This is a genomic window from Nonomuraea sp. NPDC049758, from assembly GCF_040674635.1.
In the GTDB taxonomy this organism is placed as follows: domain Bacteria; phylum Actinomycetota; class Actinomycetes; order Streptosporangiales; family Streptosporangiaceae; genus Nonomuraea.
Genome location: NZ_JBFAMZ010000002.1, coordinates 718,413 through 731,946 on the forward strand (window position 1 = coordinate 718,413; position 13,534 = coordinate 731,946).

14 protein-coding genes and 1 tRNA gene are annotated in these 13,534 nt (G+C 68.8%); 9 read left to right on the forward strand and 6 right to left on the reverse strand.

What is annotated here, in order from left to right; translation table 11 throughout:
* Positions 1–149: 149 nt before the first annotated feature.
* Positions 150–232: transfer RNA gene (locus tag AB0J46_RS08000), tRNA-Leu, on the reverse strand.
* A gap of 198 nt (positions 233–430) precedes the next feature.
* Between AB0J46_RS08000 and AB0J46_RS08005 the strand changes: the two genes are divergently transcribed.
* The 7 genes from AB0J46_RS08005 (at position 431) to pknB (ending at position 9,150) form a co-directional block, all read left to right on the forward strand.
* Positions 431–1,171, forward strand: coding sequence for a DUF3662 and FHA domain-containing protein (locus tag AB0J46_RS08005; protein ID WP_125640997.1), 741 nt, complete (start codon positions 431–433; stop codon positions 1,169–1,171).
* Positions 1,172–1,188: 17 nt separating this feature from the next.
* Positions 1,189–1,659, forward strand: a complete 471-nt coding sequence (locus tag AB0J46_RS08010; RefSeq protein ID WP_357693136.1) for an FHA domain-containing protein — start codon at positions 1,189–1,191, stop codon at positions 1,657–1,659.
* Entirely contained in the window at positions 1,656–2,954 is a 1,299-nt protein-coding gene (locus tag AB0J46_RS08015) for a Stp1/IreP family PP2C-type Ser/Thr phosphatase (RefSeq protein ID WP_358291004.1), read from the forward strand. The genes AB0J46_RS08010 and AB0J46_RS08015 overlap by 4 nt, the downstream gene beginning before the upstream one ends.
* Positions 2,955–4,373, forward strand: coding sequence for an FtsW/RodA/SpoVE family cell cycle protein (locus tag AB0J46_RS08020; protein ID WP_364327975.1), 1,419 nt, complete (start codon positions 2,955–2,957; stop codon positions 4,371–4,373). It abuts the gene before it with no gap.
* Positions 4,370–5,830, forward strand: coding sequence for a penicillin-binding protein 2 (locus AB0J46_RS08025; protein ID WP_364327978.1), 1,461 nt, complete (start codon positions 4,370–4,372; stop codon positions 5,828–5,830). The genes AB0J46_RS08020 and AB0J46_RS08025 overlap by 4 nt, the downstream gene beginning before the upstream one ends.
* A 21-nt stretch (positions 5,831–5,851) precedes the next feature.
* Positions 5,852–7,222: a serine/threonine-protein kinase gene (locus AB0J46_RS08030; RefSeq protein WP_358291010.1), complete on the forward strand. Its 1,371-nt coding sequence runs from the start codon at positions 5,852–5,854 to the stop codon at positions 7,220–7,222.
* An 83-nt stretch (positions 7,223–7,305) separates the two neighbouring features.
* On the forward strand, positions 7,306–9,150 hold the full coding sequence (gene pknB, locus AB0J46_RS08035; RefSeq protein ID WP_364327981.1) for a Stk1 family PASTA domain-containing Ser/Thr kinase: 1,845 nt from the start codon (positions 7,306–7,308) through the stop codon (positions 9,148–9,150).
* A gap of 397 nt (positions 9,151–9,547) precedes the next feature.
* Here pknB and AB0J46_RS08040 read toward each other — a convergent pair whose 3' ends face one another.
* Genes AB0J46_RS08040 through AB0J46_RS08050 form a run of 3 tightly spaced genes read right to left on the reverse strand, consistent with a single transcriptional unit; the run spans position 9,548 to position 10,900 of the window.
* Positions 9,548–10,120 carry a gamma-glutamyl-gamma-aminobutyrate hydrolase family protein gene (locus AB0J46_RS08040; protein ID WP_364327984.1) on the reverse strand — a complete coding sequence of 191 codons (573 nt, stop codon included), beginning with the start codon at positions 10,118–10,120 and terminating at the stop codon, positions 9,548–9,550.
* Complete coding sequence (locus AB0J46_RS08045; RefSeq protein WP_364327987.1) at positions 10,117–10,275, reverse strand: hypothetical protein; 159 nt, start codon at positions 10,273–10,275, stop codon at positions 10,117–10,119. Before AB0J46_RS08045 ends, AB0J46_RS08040 begins: the two co-directional genes overlap by 4 nt.
* Before the next feature lies 1 nt (position 10,276).
* Positions 10,277–10,900 (reverse strand): class E sortase, encoded by a 624-nt coding sequence (locus AB0J46_RS08050; RefSeq protein ID WP_364327990.1) that lies wholly within the window; start codon positions 10,898–10,900, stop codon positions 10,277–10,279.
* Positions 10,901–11,044: 144 nt separating this feature from the next.
* On the opposite strand from AB0J46_RS08050, the gene AB0J46_RS08055 reads away from it, so the two are divergent.
* A complete protein-coding gene (locus AB0J46_RS08055) occupies positions 11,045–11,290 on the forward strand; it encodes a cell division protein CrgA (RefSeq protein WP_357693154.1) in 246 nt (81 codons plus the stop codon).
* 34 nt (positions 11,291–11,324) lie between these two features.
* Here the strand turns inward: AB0J46_RS08055 and AB0J46_RS08060 are convergent, their stop codons facing one another.
* Together AB0J46_RS08060 and AB0J46_RS08065 are read right to left on the reverse strand one after the other, a co-directional pair.
* Positions 11,325–12,188: a rhomboid family intramembrane serine protease gene (locus AB0J46_RS08060; protein ID WP_364327993.1), complete on the reverse strand. Its 864-nt coding sequence runs from the start codon at positions 12,186–12,188 to the stop codon at positions 11,325–11,327.
* Between the two features lie 112 nt (positions 12,189–12,300).
* Positions 12,301–12,837, reverse strand: coding sequence for a peptidylprolyl isomerase (locus AB0J46_RS08065; RefSeq protein ID WP_364327996.1), 537 nt, complete (start codon positions 12,835–12,837; stop codon positions 12,301–12,303).
* Between the two features lie 219 nt (positions 12,838–13,056).
* Here AB0J46_RS08065 and AB0J46_RS08070 point away from each other — a divergent pair, with 219 nt between their 5' ends.
* Entirely contained in the window at positions 13,057–13,494 is a 438-nt protein-coding gene (locus tag AB0J46_RS08070) for a hypothetical protein (protein ID WP_364327999.1), read from the forward strand.
* Positions 13,495–13,534 lie beyond the last annotated feature (40 nt).

Here is a 13,534-nt window from a genome sequence, read left to right on the forward strand (position 1 = left end):
GCAACCCTCATGGACGGGGGTCCGGGGGAGAATCCCCCGAACGCTTGTCCCCCTGGGGGTCCGGGGGTTATCCCCCGGGCAGATATGACGAGGGGACCCGAGGAAGCCGACCTGTAAGGCCGGCGACCAAGGATCCCCTAGTCACCGAGTGGGCGAGGAGGGATTTGAACCCTCACGTCCTTTCGGACACACGGACCTGAACCGTGCGCGTCTGCCGTTCCGCCACCCGCCCGTTTGTGGGTGCGGAGAAACAGTAGCACGGAACAGCCACTGGTACTGAACCCGGATACGATCGCAGAAGACACGGAAGCGGAGGAGCTGGGCGCGACTGGCAACGAGCGTCACGACGCCGCCACGTGGGACGAGCGGAAACCGGGCGCCGGAAGCGTCTGGGGCCGCGATCATATGCAGGGAAGAAGGGAGGTACCCGGTGGGAGTCCTTCAGCGCTTCGAGCGAAGGCTCGAAGGCTTGGTTGAGGGGGCCTTTGCGCGGGCGTTCAAATCTGACCTTCAGCCGGTCGAGGTCGCCAGCGCGGTTCAACGGGAGATGGACGAGCGGGCGGCGATCGTCGCACAGGGCCGGACGCTCGTGCCCAACGACTTCGTGGTGGAGCTGTCCACGACCGACAGCGAACGGCTTGAGGTCTACGCCGACAGCATCAGCCACGAGCTGGCCAACCTCGCCAGGGAGTACGCCAAGGAACAGGGCTACTCCTTCGTGGGACCGGTCCGGGTGCGCTTCGAGACCGCCGGAGACCTGGCTGTGGGCCTGTTCCGCATCCGGTCGGGCGTCATCCGCGGCGCGACGGTCGAGCAGGACGAGATCCGCCAGCCGGCGAGCGACCTGCCCCCGTCCAGGCCCGGGGCCTTCAACGGGCGGCCCAGGCTGCTCGTCTCCACCCAGGACGACCCGCAGGGCGACCGCTCCTACGAGCTCACCACGCCGGTGACCTTGCTAGGCAGGGGCACCGACTGCGATCTTCGTCTTGTCGATCCGGGAGTCTCGCGGCACCATGCGGAGCTGCGCGTCGAGGGGCAGCTCGTGGCCCTCGTCGATCTCGGTTCGACGAACGGCACCTTCGTCAACGGCCAGCCGGTACGCAGAATCGAGCTCCAGAACGGCACGCGAGTGACGCTGGGACGCACGACTCTGGTGTTCCGGCGCGATTAGGGGTAGACAGACGGTCCATGTCCGAGCTCACGCTGCTGCTGATCCGGCTCGCCTTCCTGGCGGTGCTGTGGTTTTTCGTCATTGCCGCAGTCGGCGTGATCCGGACTGACTTGTTCGGTTCACGCACGGCTCCCGCGGGCCCGCGCAAAGCCGTGAAGCCCGCCAAACCGGTGGCCAAGCCCAAGAGCAAGAAGGGCGAGCCACGCCAGCTCATCGTTACCGGTGGCCCATTGCAGGGCACCACCATTAACCTCACGGAGACGCCCATCACCATTGGCCGGGCGAACGACGCCACGCTGGTAGTCAGCGACGACTACGCATCCAGCCGGCATGCCCGGCTCTTCCCTCAGGACGGTCAGTGGATCGTGGAAGATCTCGGTTCGACCAACGGCACGTATCTCGACCGCTCGAAAGTCACCCGTCCGACCCCGGTGCCGCTCGGTGTTCCGATCCGCGTCGGCAAGACAGTCATTGAATTGCGCAAATGACCATCGCACTCCGCTACGCCGCCCGCTCGGACGTCGGCCTCCTCCGCGAAGGGAACGAGGACTCGGCGTACGCTAGCGGCCGCCTGCTGGCCGTCGCCGACGGCATGGGCGGGCACGCACACGGCGAGGTGGCGAGCTCTGTCGCCATCGCCGCCATGGCCTCTCTGGAAGAGGCCCAACAGGGGGGTGACCTGCTCAACGCCATCGAGGCAGCGGTGCGCGACGCAAATCGCCGGCTGCACGAGATGGTCGGGCGGGATCCCAGCCTCAAAGGCATGGGCACGACGCTCACCGCCATGCTCTGGAACGGCACCCAGGTCGCCCTGGTGCACGTGGGCGACTCGCGCGCCTACCTCCTGAGACGCGGCGAGCTCTACCAGATCACCCATGACCACACCCTGGTGCAGCAGCTCGTTGACGACGGGCGCATCACGCCCGAAGAGGCGGCCACGCACCCCCAACGATCGATCCTGCTGCGCGCGCTCGACGGCAGCGGTGAGGTCGATCCCGACCTCACCCTGCGCGAGGCGCAGGTGGGCGACCGCTACCTGCTCTGTTCCGACGGCCTGTCGGGCGTGGTGAGCGCCGAGACGCTGCACGCCACGCTGACCAACATCGACGACCCCGAAGAGGTGGTCCGCCAGCTCATCGATCTGGCGAACCGGGGCGGCGGGCCCGACAACATCACGTGCGTGCTCGCCGACGTGCTGGAGATCAGCGACGGCCAGGAGGTTCCCGTGGAGGCGGCGGTCGTCGGCGCCGCGGGGATGACCAGGCTGCGAGGAGGCGCCCCGGAGACCCAGCCGGGGCGAGTGAGCGCGGTGACCGCACCCCAGCCGGCGATCGCCGACGGTGACGACTTCGATGAGCCGGTCGCGCAGGCGACACGGCGGTCGGGGCGGCGCCGTCGTGTGTGGCCCGTGCTGGTCACCGTGCTCGGGGTGGGCGCCGTCGCCTTGGGCGCCGGCGGTTACCTCGGATGGCAGTGGACCCAGGACCAGTTCTTCGTCGGTGCCAGGGGCGACGAAGTGGTCATCTTCCAGGGGATCAAGCAGGAGGTGGGGCCGATCGAGTTCTTCCATGTGGAGAAGCGCACCGGCCGTCCGGTCTCCAAGTTGTCCCCGGCGGACCAGGCCCTGATCAAGAGCGGCATCCCCGTCACCGACGTCAACGAAGGCGTGACGAAGATAAACGGATTGAAGTTCTCCCAGGACGACAAGGGCGACACGGGCGACACGAGTTCCACCACGGCCACGTCCCCGACTCCCTCCGCCACCAAGACGAAATCGCAATAAATGGCAGAAATGCTCGCGACCCCCGTCCCGATGCCGGCCAAACGGCGGGTGGCCCAGCTGGTCCTGCTCGCCCTGGCGGTGCTGATCATCATGGGCGCCTACGCCAACGTCGGCCTGGCCGTCGACGGCAAGGTGCCGGCCGGCATGCTGGCCTACGGGCTGGGCCTGGGCGGCCTGATGCTGGCGGCCTATCTGGTGCTGGCCAAGTTCGCGCCATGGGCCGACCCGCTGATCCTGCCGCTGGTGACCCTGATCAACGGCCTCGGGCTGGTGATGATCTACCGGCTGGAGTCGGCCGACATGGGCGGCGCCTCCGCGGCCAACCAGATCATGTGGACCGGCGTCGGCGTCGTGATGTTCTCGATCACGTTGATCGTGCTGCGCGACCACCGCATGCTGCAACGCCTGACGTACACGGCGGGCGCGGTGGGCCTGGTGCTGCTGGCGATCCCGGCGCTGCTGCCCGGCTCGCTCAGCGAGGTCCAGGGCGCCAAGATCTGGATCCGCATCGGCGGCTTCTCCATCCAGCCGGGCGAGTTCGCCAAGCTGGCGCTGGTGGTCTTCTTCGCCGGTTACCTGGTGGCCAAGCGCGACGTGCTGGCGCTGGCCGGGCGGCGGCTGCTCTTCATCGACCTGCCGCGTGCCCGGGACCTCGGCCCGGTCCTGGTCACCTGGGGCCTCAGCCTGCTGGTGCTGGTCTTCGAGAAGGACCTGGGCACCTCGCTGCTGCTGTTCGGGACGTTCATCGCGATGCTCTACATCGCCACCCAGCGCACCTCGTGGGTGCTCATCGGCATCCTGCTGTTCGTCGGCGGAGCCTTCCTCGCCGGGCAGGTCTTCGACCACGTGGGCGCACGTTTCGACGCCTGGCTCGACCCGAGCAACCCGATCTACTTCGGCACCGACCCCGTCTGCCAGCAGGGCGGCGCGGGCGACCCGATGTGCAGCAAGAGCTACCAGATCATGCAGGGGCTGTTCGGGTTCGGCGCGGGCGGCATCCTCGGCACCGGGCTCGGCCAGGGCCACCCCGACCTGATCCCGCTGAGCTTCTCCGACTTCATCTTCGCCGCGACCGGCGAGGAGCTCGGGCTGACCGGCCTGATGGCGCTGCTCATGCTCTACGCGCTGCTGGTCGAGCGTGGCCTGCGCACCTCGCTCGTGGCCCGCGACCCGTTCTCGAAGCTGCTGGCGGGCGGCCTGTCGTTCATCCTGGCCTGGCAGGTGTTCATCATCGTCGGCGGCGTGACGAACCTCATCCCGCTGACCGGCCTGGTCACGCCGTTCATGTCGCAGGGCGGCTCGGCGCTGCTGGCTAACTGGATCCTTATCGCGCTGCTGGTACGCATGTCAGACGCGGCGCGACGGCCCCCGCCCCAGGCGATCCAGAACGAAGGACTCACCCAGGTGTTCCAGCGATGAACAGCACTCTGAAGCGCGCGGCCGTGGCCTGCCTGGTCATGTTCGCGCTCCTGATGATCAACGTGAACATCCTCCAGGCGGTCCGGGCCGACGACTACCGCTCCAACCCGAGCAACCGCCGCAACTACTACGAGCGCTACGCCGTCGAACGCGGCCGCATCACCGCCGGCGGCAAGGTGATCGCCCAGTCGGTGGAGACCGACAGCAAGAACTTCCGGTTCATCAGGAAGTACACCGACGGGAAGCTCTACGCGCACGTCACGGGCTACTTCTCGCCCGAGAGCGCGAGCGCGATCGAGGGGGCCGAGAACAAGCTGCTCGACGGCTCCAGCGCCGACCTGCTGCTGCGGCGGAGCATCGACCTGTTCACGGGCGAGCCGACCAGGGGCGCGAACGTCGACCTCACGATCAACCCCAAGGCGCAGAAGGCGGCCTACGACGCCCTGCGCGCCAGCGGCAAGCGCGGCGCGCTGGTGGCGCTCGACCCGCGGACCGGCGGGATCCTGGCGATGGTGTCGCTGCCCACCTTCGACCCGGCCGAGCTGTCGGGCACCGACAAGGGCACGGTGTTCACCCGCTACAACGAGCTGGACAAGGACAAGAGCCAGCCGCTGCTCAACCGGGCCATCGCCCAGACGTACCCGCCGGGGTCGACGTTCAAGGTCGTGACGGCGGCGGCGTACCTGGAGGACGACTCCTCGCGCGGCGGCGACACCACGGTCGACGCGCCGCAGCGGCTGCCGCTGCCCAACACGAACATCAGCCTGCCCAACTACGGCGGCGCGGCCTGCGGCGCCGGCCAGGTGCCGCTCGTGTACGCGCTGGAGAAGTCCTGCAACACGCCGTTCGCCAAGATCGGCATGCAGCTGGGCTTCGACAAGCTCAACGAGCAGACCGAGAAGTTCGGCATGGGCAAGCAGATCGGCGTGCCGATGTCGGTGGCCCAGAGCGACTTCGGCAGCAAGTACGACGACGCCGCGCTCGCGATGGCCTCGATCGGCCAGCGCGACAACCGGATGACGCCGCTGCAGATGGCCATGATCGCGGCCGGCATCGCCAATGACGGCAAGGTGATGAAGCCGTACCTGGTGAACAAGATCACCGACTCCAAGAACGACGTCATGGAGGAGGCCAAGCCCGAGGAGCTGACCGAGGCGGTCAGCTCCGAGACGGCGAGCAAGCTGCGCGACATGATGGTCAGCGTGGTCAACAACGGCACGGCCAACCTCGCGCAGGTGCCGGGCGTCCAGGTGGGCGGCAAGACCGGCACCGCGGAGACCAGCACCGGCGCGCCGCCGCACGCCTGGTTCATCTCCTTCGCGCCCGCCGAGGACCCGAAGGTGGCGCTGGCGGTCATCGTCGAGTCGGGCGCGGCCAACGTCGGCGCGGAGGCCACGGGCGGCCACACCGCCGCTCCGATCGCAAAGGCTGTGCTGGAGGCGGTGCTGAACAAGTGAGTGACGGTAACGTGCTGAGTCATGCGGCTCCGTAACCGCTATCTCCTGCTCTCCCGCATCGCCACGGGCGGTATGGGAGAGGTGTGGCGCGCCCGTGACGAGCTTCTGGGCCGCGAGGTCGCGGTCAAGATCCTGCGCAGTCACATGCACGCCGACCCCACGTTCCGCGAGCGCTTCCGCAACGAGGCGCGGCTCACGGCCGCCCTGGCCGATCCAGGGGTGGCCCAGATCTTCGACTACGGCGAGCAGAGCGATCTGGCCTATCTCGTGATGGAGCTGGTGCACGGCGAGCCGCTGTCGGCCATCCTGGGGCGCAACGGCGCGCTCGGGCCCGAGGTGGCCCTCGACGTGGTGCACCAGACCGCCAAGGCGCTGCACGCGGCCCACTCCTCCGGGATCATCCACAGGGACGTCAAGCCCGGCAACCTGCTGGTCACCCGCGAGGGCACGATCAAGGTGACCGACTTCGGCATCGCCCGCGCCCTGGAGGCCGCGCCCGTCACGCAGACCGGCACCGTCCTCGGCACTGCCCAGTACGTCAGCCCCGAGCAGGCCCAGGGTTTCCCGCTCACGCCCGCGACCGACCTGTACTCGCTGGGCGTGGTGGCCTACGAGTGCCTGGCGGGCCACACACCGTTCCGGGCCGACAGCCAGGTGGCGATCGCGCTGCTGCACCTCAACGAGCAGCCGCCGCCGCTCGGCGCGGACGTGCCGGTCCCGGTGCGCGACCTGGTCATGACGCTGCTGTCCAAGGAGCCGGGGATGCGTCCGGCCTCGGCGCTGGAGGCGGCCGACCGGGCGTACGTGCTGCGCCAGTCGCTGGTCGAGGGCGTCGAGCAGGGCGCCGACCTGAGCATGTACACCGATCCCGCGGGTTTCCGAGTGCGCGAGCCGGCCACGGAGGACCAGCGGGCGACCGAGAGCCTCGCCCCGGCGACGACCGTCCAGAGCCCGCCCGATCCGCCGCCCCGCAGCCGCCGCGGCGCGCGGACGCTGGCGCTGGTCGCGACGGCCGGCTGCGTGGCCGCGGTGGGGCTGAGCGCGATCACGTTCGCCAACCGCGATACGACGCCGCCTCCCCTGCCGGAGATCGCCGAGCCCAGCCACTCCCCGATGCAGTCGCCCGAGCTGCTCAGGCCCACGCGGACGAAGAAACACACGCGCCGCCCCCCGGCGGTTCCGGTGAAGTCGACGCGGCCGGTACCCTCGCGGTCGGCTACGGTAAGCAAGTCGGCTACTCCTACGAAGAAGCCGACACCGAAGCCAACCCCGACCACCCGTACCCCGACTCCCACCCCCACCACCCCAACGCCCAGCAGGACACCGACAACTCCGACACCAACCGCTTCGCCGGACCCGGGTGGCACAAACCCGCCGAAGGAGGAGACGTGATGCGCTACGGGGTCGATGATGGACACCGGCGGCCCCCCGAGCAGGCCGGTACCCAAGATGAACGGTAAGGGACAGTGCAGGAAATGACTCAGCCTCGGCTACTCGGAGGTCGTTACGAGCTCGACGGTGTCGTCGGGCGCGGCGGCATGGCCGAGGTGTATCGCGCCCGAGACATCCGGCTGGACCGCATAGTCGCGATCAAGACCCTCCGCTCCGACCTGGCGCGCGATCACACCTTCCAGGCCCGCTTCCGCCGCGAGGCGCAGTCGGCGGCCTCACTGAACCACCCCGCCGTCGTCGCTGTCTACGACACCGGCGAAGACGTCACCGACGGCACCCCCGTGCCCTACATCGTGATGGAGTACGTCGACGGCCGGACGCTGCGCGACCTGCTGCGCCAGGACCGCCGGCTGCTGCCCGAGCGGGCGGCCGAGCTGGTCGACGGCATCCTGCGCGCGCTCGACTACAGCCACCGCGGCGGCATCGTCCACCGTGACATCAAGCCGGCCAACGTGATGATCACGCGCGCCGGCGACGTCAAGGTGATGGACTTCGGCATCGCGCGCGCGATGGCCGACTCGGCCGCCACCATGACCCAGACGGCGCAGGTGATAGGGACCGCCCAGTACCTGTCGCCCGAGCAGGCCCGCGGCGAGCGCGTCGACGCCCGCAGCGATATCTACTCCACCGGCTGCGTGCTGTACGAGCTGCTCACCGGCCAGCCGCCGTTCACCGGCGACTCCCCGGTGGCGATCGCCTACCAGCACGTCCGCGAAGAGCCGATCCCGCCCTCGCAGATCGACCGCGAGATCCCGGCGTGGGCCGACGCGATCGTGCTCAAGGCCATGGCCAAGGACCCGGCCCACCGCTACCAGAACGCCGGCGAGATGCGGGCCGACATCCAGCGGGCCATGTCCGGCATGCCGGTCGACGCCCAGACGATGGCGATGACCGGGAACTTCAACCAGGGCACCCGCATGATGACCGCCACCCAGGCGGCCCAGGGCCCGGCCACGCAGCGCACCGGCGCGGTCCCGCCGTACGAGTACGGCGACGGCGACGGCAGCCGCGTGGGGCGGCGCAGGGCCTCCGGCGGCGGTGGCGGCAACGCGGTCAAGACAGCGTTGTGGATCATCATCCCGCTGCTGATCATCGGCGCCTTCGTCACGGTCGGCTACCTGGTGTTCGGCACCAAGGCCGCGCCCAGCGACGCCTCGGTCACCATCCCGGCCCTGGCCACGCAGAAGCTGGATCCCGCGCAGAAGGCGCTCATCGCCCTGAACCTGAAGCCCGAGGTGGTGCAGGAGGCCAGCGACGAGTTCGGCAAGGGCACGGTGATCCGGACCGAGCCGGCTGAGGGCGAGAAGGTCGAGAAGGGCTCCACGGTCAAGCTGGTCGTCTCCAAGGGCAAGGAGAAGGTCGCCGTACCCGACGGGCTCATCGGCATGGACACCCAGGAAGCGATGAAGGCCCTCGCCGACGTCGGCCTGAAGGGTGTGGTCAAGACCAAGCAGTCCGCCAAGCCCCAGGGCAAGGTCTTCGAGACCAAGCCGGCGGCCGGCACCGAGATCGAGAAGGACGCCAGCGTCACCCTCTACGTGCCGTTCGAGCTGACCGAGCTGCCCGACGTGATCGGCTACACCCAGCAGGACGCCATCGCCGCGCTCAAGGGCGCAGGTTTCAAGGTGAAGGTGTCGCCGCAGGCCAGTGACCAGGCCGAGGGCACGGTCATCCAGCAGAACCCGGGCGCGGGCCAGAAGCTGCAGCCGAACACGACGATCACGATCGTGGTGTCCACCGGCCCCGAGACGGCTCCGCCGCCCACCAACGAGCAGCCGACCGAGCAACCGACCGACGACCAGACGGACTTCCCGTCCGACGAGCCGACCGAGGACAACCCGATCGGCGACGACGGCCTCAACGGCTGACCGACCACCGCCGGGCCGCCCTCCCCACACGGGAAGGGCGGCCTTCGGCGTTCCACCGCAGAACTTCCGGCGCGCCGACCACTCCGCCTTGCGGGAAGGGCCGGGGATGGCGAGCGTCCCGCGTTGTGGGAAGGGCCGGGGATGGCGAGCGTCCCGCGTTGTGGGAAGGGCCGGGGGTCGCGAGCGTCCCGCGTTGTGGGAAGGGCCGGGGGTCGCGAGCGTCCCGCGTTGTCGGAGACGCTGGGTGGCGAGTGTTCAGCCCTGCCGGAAGGGCCGAGGTGGCGGGTGTTTCGGCGCGCCGGGAGCCGGGGTTTCCGGCGGGCATGGAGAACGCCCCCGCCGCTCGGGGGCAACGGCGGGGGCGTTCATCTGGTAGTCGCTCTGTGCGAGCCGGGCGTTACACGATCCCGTGCAGCCAGTTCCCGAGCAGCCGGTGGCCGTGCTCGGACAGCACCGACTCCGGGTGGAACTGGATGCCCTCGATGGGCGCCCGGCGGTGGCGCAGGCCCATGATGACCCCGTCGTCGGTGCGGGCGGTCACGTCGAGGACCTCGGGGACGGTCTCCGGCAGCACGGCGAGCGAGTGGTAGCGGGTCATCGGCACCGGCGACGGCAGGCCCTCGAAGACCCCCTTGCCGTCGTGGTGCACGGCGCTGGTACGCCCGTGGACCAGCTCGGGCGCGCGGGCCACGGTGGCCCCGAAGGCGACCGCGATGGCCTGGTGGCCGAGGCAGACGCCGAGCAGGGGCGTGCCGCGCTCGGCCGCGCGCAGCACCAGGGGCACGCTCACGCCTGCCGCCTCCGGGGTGCCCGGCCCGGGGCTGACGAGCACGCCGTCGAAGGCGTCGCCGTCGCGCACGCCCACGACGTCACGGGGGCGCACGTCGCAGTCGGCGCCCAGCACGCGCAGGTACTGGACGATCGTGTGGACGAAGCTGTCGTGGTTGTCCACGACCAGCACGCGGGTCATCTTCTTACGGTCACCTCGTCGAGCGTCACCGCCGGCTCCAGGAGCGGGAACACGGCATACCAGAGTACGACCCCCACGACCGTGACCAGCAAGGCGGCCGCCAGCACCTTGCGAAGCGGGTCGCCGGGAAGTTTGCGCCAGATCCAGCCGTACATGTCATTCCTTTCTGAACTCGGTCTTCTTGAGCACGCCGTACACGATGAGGCGCTGGGCGGCGGAGTACTCGGGGTGGCAGGTGGAGAGGGTGATGTAGGCGCGGATGGGACGGATGTCGGGCTTGCCGGGGACGGGGGCGAGCACCTCCACCTCCGTGGGCTCCACGACGTCCTGGGACGTGACGCGGTAGGTGTAGCGGGCCTCGCGGGCGTCCACGATGATCTCGTCGCCGCGTTCGAGCTCGTCGAGTTCCTTGAACGGGGCCGCGTACGTGGTCCGGTGGCCCGAGACCACGAAGTTGCCGATCTGGCCGGGCATGGCGCTGTCGGGGTAGTGTCCCGGGCCCTTCTTCAGGTGCTCGGCGTCCACGCCCTCGACGATGGCGTACCGGTAGTCGCGGCCGAGCCGCGGGATGCTCAGCATGGCGACGGCGCTGCCGAGTTGGATCTCGTCGATGCGGCCGCGGTCGCGCTCCGCCTTCTCGGCGGCCAGCTCGCGCTGGAGCAGCAACTGCTGGCTCTTGGTGTAGGCGCCGGTGCCCCAGAGCAGGTAGGCGCAGAACAACATGAGGACCAGGCCGGCGGTGATGCTCAGCTCCCCCACGGCCCGGAAGATGGACCGCATGTCGTCAGCGTATTCATGACATCTCCCGACGTGGGGGATCGCCATGTCGTGCGCGTGGCGACTATCCTGGGGCACGCTTCAACTACGCTTAACGAAGAGCCTGTGGACGATCCGGAAGCCCAGGCCCTCAGCAGGAGTTACCCAGTGCCCAAGTCCAAGGCTCGCAAGAAGGCGGTTTACACCCCGCCGCAGAAGTCCCAGCAGATCAAGGTCAGCCCGCGCTGGCTGGCGCCCACCATGGTGGTGTCCTGGATCATCGGCATCCTGTGGATCGCGATCTACTACGTCGCCCCGCAGGCGCCCTTCTTCAGCGACCTCCAGAACTGGAACCTGCTGATCGGGTTTGTCTTCATCATCTTCGGTGTGGTTCTTTCCACCCGCTGGCGTTAGTTCTTTCCACAGTCTTTTCCACAGCCTGGGGAAGTCAGATCGAGCTCAGGATCGCCGAGGTCCGGGCCATCACGAGCACGGCTAGCACGGCCAGCGCTCCCGCGATCGCCAGCACCTGCCACAGGGTCCGGTTGTTCTTGGGGGCGTAGGCCATCGCTCCCGCCAGCACCGAACCGGTGATCAGGCCGCCGACGTGCCCGGTCCAGCTGATGCCGGGGAACACGAAGGTGATCACCAGGTTGATCACGATGAGCATGGCGATGCCGCGTACGTCCATGTTGAGCTTGCGGCCCACCACGAAGACGGCGCCGAAGAGGCCGAAGATGGCTCCGGACGCGCCCACGGTCGGCTGGCCGAGCGGGTCGAGCCAGAGGCTGAGCACGCTGCCGCCGACGGCGCTGACGAGGTAGAGGGCCGTGTAACGCACGTGCCCGAACGCGCGCTCCAGGTAGGGCCCGACGACGTAGAGCGCCCAGCAGTTGAACAGGATGTGGAAGACGCCGGCGTGCACGAACGCGGCGCTGACCAGCCGGTAGTAGTCGCCGAAGACCGCCACTCCGGCCGGCCACATCTGCAGCGCGCCGGTGACGGCGGGCACGAGGTATTGGGCGCCGAAGACGAGGACGTTGATGGCCAGGATGGCCCAGGTGACGTACGGCGTGCCGACGACCTGGCCGCCGAAGGTGGAGCGGGCCTGGCGGAAGCCCTGGTTGCCCTGGGCGACGCATTCGGGGCACTGGAAGCCCACGGCGGCGTCGCGCATGCAGTCGGGGCAGATGGGCCGGTCGCAACGCTGGCAGCGGACCCAGGTCTCCCTGCCAGGATGCCGGTAGCACGTGGGGACCGCCTCGGCGGGCTGCTCGGGCTGCGTGGGCGGGCTGGGCGGCTGGCTGGTCATGTCCAGAGCCTATGACGTACCGGACGTAGCTGTGTGCCGTCGATCGGGGCTGTGACATGCCTGCCCGAAGGGGGCGGGACCCGTGGATGGCCCGCCCCCGTCAGGGATCGGCTCAGCCCTGTACGCGCTCGATGGTGACCGACTCCAGGACGACGTCCTGGACGGGACGGTCGCGCCGGTCGGTGTCGGTCTTGGCGATGGCGTCGACGACGTCCTGGCCTTCGACGACCTCACCGAAGATCGTGTGCTTGCCGTTGAGGTGTGGCGTGGGCACGACCGTGATGAAGAACTGCGAGCCGTTGGTGCCCTTGCCGAACCGGACGCCCGCGTTGGCCATGGCCAGCAGGTAGGGCCGGTTGAAGTAGAGGTCCGGGTGGATCTCGTCGTCGAACTCGTAGCCGGGGCCGCCGATGCCCTGGCCGAGCGGGTCGCCGCCCTGGATCATGAAACCGGAGATGACCCGGTGGAAGATGGTCCCGTCGTACAGACGGGCCGTGCTCTTCTCGCCCGACTCCGGATGCGTCCACTCGCGGGCGCCCTCGGCGAGCTCCACGAAGTTGCGGACGGTCTTCGGCGCCTGGTTCGGGAAAAGCTCGACCTTGATATCGCCGCGATTGGTCTTCAGATTTGCGATCAGCTTCTCAGCCACGAGACAGCTGCCCCCCTCTATGCACAGGGTTGTTTGTGATGTTCTGAGGAATATGGCCGTTCGGCCTCCTGAGCCATCCTCCCATGGACCGCCATGATTGAGCCGCCTTGTCCAGGGAAGGTCAAGCGCGGGGCCCCAACGACAGGGGAGGTTGTCGTGTCCCTGACACTGAAGAGACGCCGCGTGGTAATAGAGGTACCCGCCACGTGGATGGGCCGCATGAAGGCCCAGGCCGTCAAGACCGGCCATCGCATGGCGCCAATGGCGGACCAGGCCAAGGTGGCCACCGCACAGCGCATCGAAGACGCCCGTTACTGGGCGGCGCCAAGGCTCGACGCCGCGGCGCACGGGTTCGAGGATCAGGTCGCCCCCAAGGTCAGCAGGATGCTGTCGGCGGCGGCCAAGCGAATCGACCCGAAACCGTCCCGGTCACGGCGGTGGCCGACGATGGTGCTGCTGACCGGTCTTGCGGTCGGCGCGATCGGCTACATGGCCTACCGTCGCAACGCCCAGCAGTGGACCGAGCACATGAAGGACTCTGCCTCCGATGCATCACGCTGGGTCGGTGAGAAGGCGGACAGGACCGCGCATTCCGCGGACCGGGTGGCGTCCAACGTGCAGAACAAGACGGACCAGGCATCGCACAACATGCCCTGATCCGGACCGGAAGCGCGCCTCCGCTCTCACGAGAGCGGAG

Excerpts from the sequence above, each read along its gene's own strand:
- AB0J46_RS08015 (WP_358291004.1), top strand. The coding sequence starts at position 1,656 with ATGACCATCGCACTCCGCTACGCCGCCCGCTCGGACGTCGGCCTCCTC.
- AB0J46_RS08045 (WP_364327987.1), bottom strand. The coding sequence starts at position 10,275 with ATGTACGGCTGGATCTGGCGCAAACTTCCCGGCGACCCGCTTCGCAAG.
- AB0J46_RS08040 (WP_364327984.1), bottom strand. The coding sequence starts at position 10,120 with ATGACCCGCGTGCTGGTCGTGGACAACCACGACAGCTTCGTCCACACG.
- AB0J46_RS08025 (WP_364327978.1), top strand. The coding sequence starts at position 4,370 with ATGAACAGCACTCTGAAGCGCGCGGCCGTGGCCTGCCTGGTCATGTTC.
- AB0J46_RS08070 (WP_364327999.1), top strand. The coding sequence starts at position 13,057 with ATGAAGGCCCAGGCCGTCAAGACCGGCCATCGCATGGCGCCAATGGCG.
- AB0J46_RS08050 (WP_364327990.1), bottom strand. The coding sequence starts at position 10,900 with ATGCGGTCCATCTTCCGGGCCGTGGGGGAGCTGAGCATCACCGCCGGC.
- AB0J46_RS08030 (WP_358291010.1), top strand. The coding sequence starts at position 5,852 with ATGCGGCTCCGTAACCGCTATCTCCTGCTCTCCCGCATCGCCACGGGC.
- AB0J46_RS08010 (WP_357693136.1), top strand. The coding sequence starts at position 1,189 with ATGTCCGAGCTCACGCTGCTGCTGATCCGGCTCGCCTTCCTGGCGGTG.
- pknB (WP_364327981.1), top strand. The coding sequence starts at position 7,306 with ATGACTCAGCCTCGGCTACTCGGAGGTCGTTACGAGCTCGACGGTGTC.
- AB0J46_RS08060 (WP_364327993.1), bottom strand. The coding sequence starts at position 12,188 with ATGACCAGCCAGCCGCCCAGCCCGCCCACGCAGCCCGAGCAGCCCGCC.
- AB0J46_RS08020 (WP_364327975.1), top strand. The coding sequence starts at position 2,955 with ATGGCAGAAATGCTCGCGACCCCCGTCCCGATGCCGGCCAAACGGCGG.